This is a genomic window from Flagellimonas oceanensis, assembly GCF_003992595.1.
Taxonomy (GTDB): domain Bacteria; phylum Bacteroidota; class Bacteroidia; order Flavobacteriales; family Flavobacteriaceae; genus Flagellimonas; species Flagellimonas oceanensis.
On sequence record NZ_RZNA01000035.1, the window covers coordinates 1 to 9,257 of the forward strand.

At 37.6% G+C, this 9,257-nt stretch carries 14 protein-coding genes; 13 read left to right on the top strand and 1 reads right to left on the bottom strand.

Features of this window, described 5'->3' with window-relative positions; genetic code table 11:
• From EO132_RS19465 to EO132_RS09250, 11 genes are all read left to right on the top strand, one after another.
• Positions 1-525: hypothetical protein (locus EO132_RS19465; RefSeq protein WP_205780346.1), on the top strand; the 525-nt coding region annotated here is incomplete at its 5' end.
• An 11-nt stretch (positions 526-536) separates the two neighbouring features.
• Positions 537-1,568: an aldo/keto reductase gene (locus EO132_RS09205; protein ID WP_127137564.1), complete on the top strand. Its 1,032-nt coding sequence runs from the start codon at positions 537-539 to the stop codon at positions 1,566-1,568.
• 19 nt (positions 1,569-1,587) lie between these two features.
• Entirely contained in the window at positions 1,588-2,424 is an 837-nt protein-coding gene (locus EO132_RS09210; RefSeq protein ID WP_127137565.1) for a dienelactone hydrolase family protein, read from the top strand.
• A 5-nt stretch (positions 2,425-2,429) separates the two neighbouring features.
• Complete coding sequence (locus tag EO132_RS09215) at positions 2,430-2,909, top strand: glutathione peroxidase (protein WP_127137566.1); 480 nt, start codon at positions 2,430-2,432, stop codon at positions 2,907-2,909.
• A gap of 2 nt (positions 2,910-2,911) precedes the next feature.
• On the top strand, positions 2,912-3,367 hold the full coding sequence (locus tag EO132_RS09220) for a MarR family winged helix-turn-helix transcriptional regulator (RefSeq protein ID WP_127137567.1): 456 nt from the start codon (positions 2,912-2,914) through the stop codon (positions 3,365-3,367).
• Between the two features lie 34 nt (positions 3,368-3,401).
• On the top strand, positions 3,402-3,827 hold the full coding sequence (locus EO132_RS09225; RefSeq protein WP_127137568.1) for a DUF6526 family protein: 426 nt from the start codon (positions 3,402-3,404) through the stop codon (positions 3,825-3,827).
• 20 nt (positions 3,828-3,847) lie between these two features.
• Positions 3,848-4,219, top strand: a complete 372-nt coding sequence (locus EO132_RS09230; RefSeq protein ID WP_127137569.1) for a DoxX family protein — start codon at positions 3,848-3,850, stop codon at positions 4,217-4,219.
• A 31-nt stretch (positions 4,220-4,250) separates the two neighbouring features.
• On the top strand, positions 4,251-5,147 hold the full coding sequence (locus EO132_RS09235) for a dioxygenase family protein (protein ID WP_127137570.1): 897 nt from the start codon (positions 4,251-4,253) through the stop codon (positions 5,145-5,147).
• A complete protein-coding gene (locus EO132_RS09240) occupies positions 5,147-5,758 on the top strand; it encodes a luciferase domain-containing protein (RefSeq protein WP_205780347.1) in 612 nt (203 codons plus the stop codon). Before EO132_RS09235 ends, EO132_RS09240 begins: the two co-directional genes overlap by 1 nt.
• An 11-nt stretch (positions 5,759-5,769) precedes the next feature.
• Complete coding sequence (locus EO132_RS09245) at positions 5,770-6,225, top strand: PaaI family thioesterase (RefSeq protein WP_127137571.1); 456 nt, start codon at positions 5,770-5,772, stop codon at positions 6,223-6,225.
• Between the two features lie 54 nt (positions 6,226-6,279).
• On the top strand, positions 6,280-7,401 hold the full coding sequence (locus tag EO132_RS09250; protein ID WP_127137572.1) for an MBL fold metallo-hydrolase: 1,122 nt from the start codon (positions 6,280-6,282) through the stop codon (positions 7,399-7,401).
• A 219-nt stretch (positions 7,402-7,620) separates the two neighbouring features.
• Here the strand turns inward: EO132_RS09250 and EO132_RS09255 are convergent, their stop codons facing one another.
• Entirely contained in the window at positions 7,621-8,250 is a 630-nt protein-coding gene (locus EO132_RS09255; protein WP_127137573.1) for a nitroreductase family protein, read from the bottom strand.
• A gap of 107 nt (positions 8,251-8,357) precedes the next feature.
• Between EO132_RS09255 and EO132_RS09260 the strand changes: the two genes are divergently transcribed.
• Complete coding sequence (locus EO132_RS09260; protein ID WP_127137574.1) at positions 8,358-8,708, top strand: winged helix-turn-helix transcriptional regulator; 351 nt, start codon at positions 8,358-8,360, stop codon at positions 8,706-8,708.
• A 322-nt stretch (positions 8,709-9,030) separates the two neighbouring features.
• Positions 9,031-9,257, top strand: a 227-nt coding sequence (locus EO132_RS19470; protein WP_205780348.1) for a hypothetical protein, incomplete at its 3' end; no start/stop codon positions are given.

The window sequence follows — 9,257 nt, forward strand, 5'->3', positions numbered from 1 at the left end:
GTTGGCCGCCATAGCGGGAAAACCACCAAGCAGGACCCAATCAGCGCGGTTATTAAAAAAAACAACTCCGCTTCTCTCCCACTTTTGTCTCCCTTTGGAGCAGGTTTGCGCAAAAAAAAATGGTTATGCCGAACTCACTCGGACGCACGATCGGAACTGAAAAGCTGCACGCTGAAAAAAACTGTGGTCGGACACAACTCGGACAAAAAAAAACGGGAGACAAAAGCCAAGCGCGCAAAGTGTTCTTCGGGCAAAACTCCAACGTCCACGTTCGCCACGTCGGCCAACAATGGCTATAATCCATTGCGGCACAGGTACAACCCCAAAATTCACTACTTTTATATCTGGCTTGATTCCATACCTCGAAATTCTGCCGAATTTCTCCGCAACGGAATCATAGCCGAACCGTTAGCGGTCAGTGTAAAAAATTTCAAAATCCTAAAATTTGTTAAAACAAAATATATCGCTTGCGATTTAATCTTCAAAGATACACTTTTACACTTAAATATTTATCATTCACTTTAAATTAAATCACTATGAAGTACAATCAATTAGGAAATTCAGGAATTTTAGTTTCAGAACTTTGTATGGGAACGATGAGTTTTGGTAGCAGTGGCTACTGGAGTGTGGTAGGTTCTCTAGGCTATGAAGATAGCAAGCGATTAGTGGACATCGCCATAGACTCTGGCATTAATTACTTCGATTCTGCTGATGTTTATTCTCACGGCCAATCGGAAGATATTTTAGGAAAAGCAGTGAAAGACAAAAGAAAGGATGTCATCATTGCTACCAAAGTCCGCGGTAGAATGAGTAAAGAAATTAATGATGTGGGCCTTTCCAGAAAACACATTATCGAGAGTTGTCACAACAGTTTAAAACGATTGGGTACCGACTATATCGACCATTATGTACTTCATAGTTACGATCCAATTACTCCTTTTGAAGAAACCATTTCAACCCTTGATGACCTCGTTTCACAAGGAAAAATTAGATATTATGGGGTAAGTAACTTCCCGGCTTGGCAGCTAATGAAGTTTATCAACACCGCTGAAAAAAATCATTGGGAAAAACCCGTCTCATTGCAAGCCATTTATTCACTTATATCCAGAGATGTAGAATATGAATTGATACCGCTTTGCTTGGATCAAAAACTAGCCTTTACCCCTTGGTCGCCACTTGGAGGCGGATTTTTAACCGGTAAATACAGAAAAGACAAGCCAATGCCGGAAGGAGCAAGAAGAACCAATGAAGAGCAGAATTTTATTCAAATCGATCCGGAAAAAGGCTATGCTATTGTTGATGAGTTGGAAAAAATTGCCAACAAACACAAGGCTTCTATAGCACAAGCAGCCCTAAATTATCTTTTGAGAAAACCCGGAGTAACTTCCGTACTTATTGGAGCTACCAAGCCTCACCAGTTGGAAGACAACATCAAAACTACTACCTGGGAAATGGATGCAGAAGATGTTAAAATCCTGGATGAGCTAACAGCATTAAACCCTATTTATCCTTATTGGATGTTGCAGTTTACAGCTATGGATAGAGCCAATGGAGATTTCTTTTTATAAAATTTAAAAACCAAACAGAATGAATACGATAAATTTTAAAACATACATTTTATTGCTTTTTACACTCCTTTTTAGTGTAGAAACTCTGACTGCCCAAAACAGCAAAGAAAATGTAAAAAGCAAGGTTAAAACTGAAGAAATTACCTATAAAGATGGCGAGGTTACACTCAATGGCGTTGTTTATTATCCTGCAAAGCAAAAGGGAAAACAACCTGCCATTTTAGTAGTGCCCGAATGGTGGGGGCTGAACGACTATGTGAAAAATCGTGCTAAAATGTTGGCAGAGTTAGGCTATGTAGCTATGGCGGTGGATATGTACGGTAATGGATTGGTCGTAGAAAACCCTGCCGATGCCCAGGCCAATGCCGGAAGGTTTTATGGGGATCCTAACCTGATAAAAAGTCGGATGCAGGCGGCTTATGATGCTGTAGTTCAACTACAACAGGTGGACGCTTCAAAAGTAAGTGCCATAGGTTATTGCTTTGGCGGAACGGTTTCGCTTTTTGCTGCCAGCTTAGGGGTACCATTAGAAACTGTGGTTAGTTTTCACGGTGGACTAAGCGGCTTTCAAGCTAGTCCTGCAATGAAAAACACCAAAGTATTGGTTTGCCACGGTGAAAGTGATTCGTTTGTGCCGCAAGCTGATGTGGATAATTTTCATCAACAAATGAAAGACAACAACATTACCTACCAGTTTAAGTCTTATGCTGATGCCACACACGCTTTTACCAATAAAGCATCTACAGCTACCGGGGAAAAATTCAACCTTCCCATTTCCTACAATGAAGCTGCCGACAAAGCTTCTTGGAAGGATATGAAAGCCTTTTTCAAAACTTATTTTCCAACTAAAAAGTAATTAAAATGGAAGCGAGCTTATTTGAACTTGAGGCAAAAAAACTCAACGGAGAAACCATTTCTTTGAAAGAGTTTGAAGGTAAAACCATAGTGGTGGTAAATACTGCTAGCAAGTGCGGACTTACCCCACAATATGAGGGATTGGAAAATTTGTATAAAATATACAAAGACAAGGGGTTGGTTATTTTGGGATTTCCTTGCAACCAATTCGGAAAGCAGGAACAAGGCACAGCCAATGAGATTAGTGAATTTTGCGAAATTAATTACGGGGTAAGTTTTCCTATGTTCGACAAGGTAGAAGTCAATGGGCCCAATGCTCACCCCGTTTTTAAGTATTTAAAATCCAAACTTGGAGGCATTTTAGGTAGCAACATCAAATGGAATTTTACCAAATTTGTCATTGATAAAAACGGAAAGCCGGTCAAACGATTTGCTCCTACCACCAAGCCGGAGAAAATGGAAAGTTACCTGCGAAAAATTCTTTAAAAATGAAAAATTCTGCTGAATTAGAAATTGAAAATCAGTATTGTTTTCCGATATACGCAGCATCTAGAGTGGTAACCAAACTTTATACGCCCCTGCTCAACGAGTTGGGGCTTACTTACCCTCAATATTTAACGATGTTGGTGCTCTGGCAATACCAAAACCTGACGGTAAATGATATTGGCAGTAAACTAATGCTGGAGTCCAACACCCTGACTCCCTTGCTTAAAAGGTTGGAAAGTCAAGGTTTTATTTCAAGGAAACGCTCTAGTAGTGACGAACGTGTAGTGGAGATAAGCCTTACAGAAAAAGGAATAAATTTAAAAAAGAAGGCGAGTTACATACCTGAAAAATTATCTTGCTCCATTAGTCATTCAGGGATAAGTCAAGAAGAAATGGACCAGATGAAACATACCTTGCAAAAGCTAATTGCCTTAACTAAAGAGCATCATTGTAAATAATTTTAAACAAAGTATAACCAAAAAATAATTGAATATGCAAAATTTTAAAAATCACGTCCGTTACAATCCACTTCATCATTTTATTCTATCTCCGCTCACACTTGTTGGGGTGATATTGAGTATTGTATTGCTATTCTCTGACCACAGTCTGACTGAAAAAATCTTTTTTCTGATTTTAGCTTTAAGTGTTTTTCTCGCTTCTTTAATAGCTAGATTGTATGCCACAAAAAATCAAGACAGAACCATAAGAGCAGAACTACGATTACGCTATTATATTTTGACAGGCAACAGATTAGAAGAATTAGAAGATAAATTAACTATGGCACAACTGGTTGCCACTAGATTTGCATCAGATGAAGAATTAGCAGCATTGATAGAGCGAGCAGCCAAAGAAAACCTTAGTCCAAAAGCCATAAAAGAAAGCATAAAAAATTGGACTGCAGATGAAAATAGAGTTTAAACATTTTAAAACAAAAAATTATGAGCAAAAAAAGAAAAATTACAGGTTGGGTAATGGCAGGATTGCTTACCGCTTTATTAGTAATGAGTGCCAGCCAAAAGCTAATAGGTAACCCCGAAATGGTTGAAAATTTCGGTAAATGGGGCTTGGGCTCAATGATAACCATCATAGCTTTGGGCGAATTGGTAAGTGTATTGTTGTTTTTGATACCTCGCACTGCTGTTTTAGGGGTATTGTTATTGAGTGCTTATTTTGGAGGTGCCATATTGGTACATATGGCCAATGACGAGCCTTACGTTTTTCAATCCATCGTTCTGTTGTTTATTTGGGTAACTGCTTGGTTAAGAACCCCTGAAATGTTTACAAGACTAATCAGTGGAAATCCTTCTTAATCAAATCCAGTATTAGAACAGTCAACTTAAAATGGATAGAAAACAATTTATATTAGCAACATTAGGACTAACAATTGTGAATACCTTAAGCAGCTTTAGAAAATATACGGATGAACTTCCTGTTCAAGGAAAAAAGATGCCTGTTTTATTTACTTCGCATGGCAATCCTATGGATATTCCGCTTTCAAGAGAAGAACGCACCTTTTGGAATACCTTATTTCAATTGGGAAAGGAATTGAAAAAAAATTATGAAGTAAAAGCTGCTTTGGTGGTTTCGGCTCACTGGTGTACCAGAGGAACTTTTGTTAACGTATCGCCTGAACAGCAACAGATTTTCGATTACTATGGGTTTCCTAAAGAATATTATGATGTATTTTACAAAGCTAAAGGCTCCCCTGAAATTGCAAAAGAAGTAAAACGCATTATCCCATCGGTTAGCGAAACTACCGACTGGGGTCTCGACCACGGAGCTTGGCCTATGCTTATGCACTTGTTTCCTGAAGCGGACGTGCCTGTATTTCAATTAAGCATCGACTATTATGCAAAACCTGAATATCATTACGAGTTAGGAAAACAATTAAAATCACTTCGTGAAAAAGGAGTACTCATCATTGGCAGCGGTGCATTAATTCACAATCTCCCACTTGCTATGAAAAAAATGCAAAGCAATGATAGTTCGCCCTATGGTTGGGAGATGGAATATGATAACTGGGTTAAGGAACAAATAGATAAAAGAAATATCTCTAACATTATTAATTATCAAAACAGTCATAAATTAGGCAAACTGGCAGCTCCTACGCCCGACCATTTTGTGCCTGTATTATATAGTTTAGGGTTGATGGATTCCAAAGATGAAATACATTACTTTTTTGAATCAGAGTCTTCCCTTCCCGCTTTTGGGGAAAGGAGTTTTATCATCAAACAATAATGACAGTATCCTGTTATTGGTACTTACTATTAATCGTTTTGATTTTCACTTCATTTAGCGTCAGTTTCAATCAAGGAAAAATACAATTAACAAAATATGAAAAATCAATCCCTAAAAATATGATAAACGAAAACACCTTTGAACTTCCCTTACGAAATGGGATTAAACCCAAAACTACACCAAGCAACCCACATATGCAGCTGAATCAACAGCCCGAAGACCGTAAACTCGTTGATTCACTAATGGATTGGGCATTCTCGCTTCCTGAAATCAACAAAGAGTTCAGCAAAATATCTGTTCCCGGAGCCCAAGCTATGTGTCTCTCTTCCGACAAAATGTGCAATGATTGTCACGCCTTTATGATTGGAAATGAGTTTGCTCACTTTCATCCAGTGCCCGATGGCAGTATGCACTTAGGTCTAACATTAAAAGATGCTGAATATGTCATAAGCCGAGGTTGGGGTGAGTTACACCCAGTTGCCAAAATGGGCTATCTTACTCATAATTTTATTATGGTGTATGCCCCTCGAAATGAAGAAGAAAAAGAAATCATTAAAAAAATTATCTTGCGGTCTTATTTATTTGCAACCGGCAAATTAAATGACAAATAAAGCCATAAAATATGCAAAAAGAATTTATTGAGTTATTAAAAAAAGGCATTGAAGAATTGATGCCTGCTAATCAACTATTAGGTATAAAAATTTTGGAAGTGAAGTCGGGTTATGCACATCTTCACGTTCCTTTTAAAAACGAATTCATTGGAGATTTCATTCAAGAGCGTTGGCACGGAGGGTTTTTAGCTGCTATTGCAGATACAGCAGGTGGCACTGCAGCTGCTACTACGCTGCAATCTCCCAAAGACAAACTCAATACCATTGATATGCGCATAGACTATCTACACGCTGCAACCTCCAGCGATATAGAAGCTAAAGCCCAAGTGATTAAAGATGGGAAAACCATCGTTAAAGTGGATATTCAACTTTTTCAAGACCACCAAGAAAATCCCGTAGTAGTTGCCCGTTGTGTTTTTAGCAAATTAATAAAAGAAAATAGTGATAAGCTTTCTGGAAAAGATTAGATGTGTTGGCTTTTTCAAGAATTTAAATGAATCAAATTTTTCTATCTAAAAAAGATGAACAAGTTTTTTCGAAAATTAAAAAAAGTGATGATTGTATTTATTGTAATAGTTTCCATTTTAATTCTTGCTCTTTGGCTTTTTATGCAACAAGATAAATTTGGGGCTTCTCCAACCAAAGATGACAGGCAAAAATATGAACAACTCTCTAATTATAAGGATGGTAAATTTCAAAATATCAGTCCAACACCGATGCTTACCCCTAATTATTCTTGGACACAAGTGATAAAAGAGCAACTATTTGAAAAACCTTCTAACCCTATTCCTGATAAAACATTACCTACCATTAAAACCGATTTGAAAAGTTTAGCAATTGAGGAAAATGTTCTTGTTTGGTTCGGTCATTCCAGTTATTTTATGCAACTCGACCAAAAAACCTATTTGGTAGATCCTGTATTCAGCGGCAATGCATCTCCCGTTCCCGGTACCAACAAAGCCTTTGCGGGAACGGATATTTATCAAGCAGAAGATTTTCCCAAAATCGATTACCTTATCATTACCCACGACCATTATGACCATTTAGATTACCCCACTATAATCCATCTAAAAGAAAAGGCAGAAAAGTTTATAGTTGGTTTAGGGGTAGGTAATCATCTTAAAAAGTGGGGCGTTCCCGAAGATAAAATCATCGAATTAAATTGGTACGAAAGCACACAACAAGGCACCGACCTAAGCATTCATTGCGAGCCTGCTCGGCATTTTTCGGGCAGAGGATTTTCCCGCAACAATACCCTTTGGGCATCCTTTTTAATTAAATCACCATCGATGACTATTTATGTAGGTGGAGATAGTGGTTACGATAGTCATTTTGCAGCCATTGGGAAGAAATATGCAACAATTGATTTTGCTATTTTAGATAACGGTCAGTACAATGCTGCTTGGCGAGCGGTTCACAATTTTCCGGAAGACGTTATACAAGCTGCCAAAGATTTAAAAGCCAAGCGCATATTGCCTGCACACTCTTCTAAATTTAAAATGGCCAATCACAATTGGGACGACCCTTTAGAAACCCTAACACAGCTTAATAAAACAGAAAACCTAAACATTGCAACCCCAAAAATTGGCGAAGTGGTTTACCTAAAAGATACCACCCAAGTATTTGATTTTTGGTGGAAATAAAAGACCTAAATTACTTTTGATAAACACCGAACCGCTAACAGCGTATATAACTTATGGCGGGGAAAGTGGTAAATTCAAGTTTTTTGCTTTTAAGTAAGTTTGGTGCAAGCCGACAAGAAAGCACTTCGAAAACCGCCACAAGTCATATACGCAAACCGTTGGCGATAATGTAAAAAAAGCTACCAGATTTTGTTCAAGTAGCTTATCCTTTATCCACAGTTAACTCACTTTTGTTGAAAAAACCTCTATTGGTAGTCTAACTTTTTTCAGATTGGCCAAATAATCATTTTCTTCATCTCGATACCCTAATGCTAGAATAACTACACTTTTGAGTTTTTTTTCTTTCAATCCTAATAGTTCATCAAATTTATCTGCATCAAAGCCTTCCATTGGAGTAGAATCAATTTTTAATGTTGCCGCCGCGATTAATGCAGTTCCTAAACCAATGTAAGCTTGTTTTGCCGACCAAATAAAATTTTCATCATCAGTTCGAGATAATAAATAATCGCTAATTGTTTTCTTAAAATCTATTAAATCTTTAACTGGTGTTTCTCTTTCCTTAGCAACAAATTCAATATAATTATTGATAGTCTCTTGATCAATAGAATCAAATGCAGCAAAAACTAAAAGATGTGAAGATTCAGCTATTTGAGAATTAAAGGAACCTTCGCCTAATTCTTTTTTCAACCCTTGATTATCAATTACAAAAAGTCTGTACGTTTGCATTCCAATGGAAGACGCGGATAGATTTATTGCTTCTATTATTTTTTCTAAATCATCATTTTCGACTTTTTTATTGCTAAATTTTTTTGTGGCATATCGCCATTTTAAATCGTCTATTAATTTCATTATTATTTCATTTTAAAATTATTATTCAAAAGTAATATGGAAAGGTTACTTTTTGTAACTTACATCCAAAAAATAACAGTAACATTAGAGTAACCAAGTAACTTATTATGAAACCAGAAATAGAACCAATAAAAGAGTGTAGCCATACTATTTTAGCAATTCACGATGTAATGGATATTCTAAATGGCAAATGGAAAATATCCATTATCGCCTGCCTTTGCTATAAAAAAATGCGTTATTCTGAATTGTTGCGAGAGGTAAAAGGAATATCGGGCAGAATGTTGAGTCGAGAATTAAAAGAATTGGAAATGAATCAACTCATTATAAGAACCGTATTAGATACTCAACCTGTAACTGTGGAATACGAAATAACAGAATACGGATCAACACTTAAAAATTTGACTAATACTATTGCAGAATGGGGTTTAAAACATAGAAAAAGAATAATTGGTAAATAGACACAAACACTACCGCCAACAATGTATAACCGCAATTACGGCGGATTCGACTGCGTCCGAATCCACTCGGAATTGCTAACGCCAGTTCTTAACCGAAAAACATTATCTTTAATCCCGTAACTGACGGTTATACGAGACCGTTGGCCGCCATAGCGGGAAAACCACCAAGCAGGACCCAATCAGCGCGGTTATTAAAAAAAACAACTCCGCTTCTCTCCCACTTTTGTCTCCCTTTGGAGCAGGTTTGCGCAAAAAAAAATGGTTATGCCGAACTCACTCGGACGCACGATCGGAACTGAAAAGCTGCACGCTGAAAAAAACTGTGGTCGGACACAACTCGGACAAAAAAAAACGGGAGACAAAAGCCAAGCGCGCAAAGTGTTCTTCGGGCAAAACTCCAACGTCCACGTTCGCCACGTCGGCCAACAATGGCTATAATCCATTGCGGCACAGGTACAACCCCAAAATTCACTACTTTTATATCTGGCTTGATTCCATACCTCGAAATTCTGCCGAATTTCTCCGCAACGGAATCATAGCCGAACCGTT

Excerpts from the sequence above, each read along its gene's own strand:
- EO132_RS09215 (WP_127137566.1), top strand. The coding sequence starts at position 2,430 with ATGGAAGCGAGCTTATTTGAACTTGAGGCAAAAAAACTCAACGGAGAA.
- EO132_RS09210 (WP_127137565.1), top strand. The coding sequence starts at position 1,588 with ATGAATACGATAAATTTTAAAACATACATTTTATTGCTTTTTACACTC.
- EO132_RS09205 (WP_127137564.1), top strand. The coding sequence starts at position 537 with ATGAAGTACAATCAATTAGGAAATTCAGGAATTTTAGTTTCAGAACTT.
- EO132_RS09240 (WP_205780347.1), top strand. The coding sequence starts at position 5,147 with ATGACAGTATCCTGTTATTGGTACTTACTATTAATCGTTTTGATTTTC.
- EO132_RS09220 (WP_127137567.1), top strand. The coding sequence starts at position 2,912 with ATGAAAAATTCTGCTGAATTAGAAATTGAAAATCAGTATTGTTTTCCG.
- EO132_RS09230 (WP_127137569.1), top strand. The coding sequence starts at position 3,848 with ATGAGCAAAAAAAGAAAAATTACAGGTTGGGTAATGGCAGGATTGCTT.
- EO132_RS09235 (WP_127137570.1), top strand. The coding sequence starts at position 4,251 with ATGGATAGAAAACAATTTATATTAGCAACATTAGGACTAACAATTGTG.
- EO132_RS09225 (WP_127137568.1), top strand. The coding sequence starts at position 3,402 with ATGCAAAATTTTAAAAATCACGTCCGTTACAATCCACTTCATCATTTT.
- EO132_RS09255 (WP_127137573.1), bottom strand. The coding sequence starts at position 8,250 with ATGAAATTAATAGACGATTTAAAATGGCGATATGCCACAAAAAAATTT.
- EO132_RS09260 (WP_127137574.1), top strand. The coding sequence starts at position 8,358 with ATGAAACCAGAAATAGAACCAATAAAAGAGTGTAGCCATACTATTTTA.
- EO132_RS09250 (WP_127137572.1), top strand. The coding sequence starts at position 6,280 with ATGAACAAGTTTTTTCGAAAATTAAAAAAAGTGATGATTGTATTTATT.
- EO132_RS09245 (WP_127137571.1), top strand. The coding sequence starts at position 5,770 with ATGCAAAAAGAATTTATTGAGTTATTAAAAAAAGGCATTGAAGAATTG.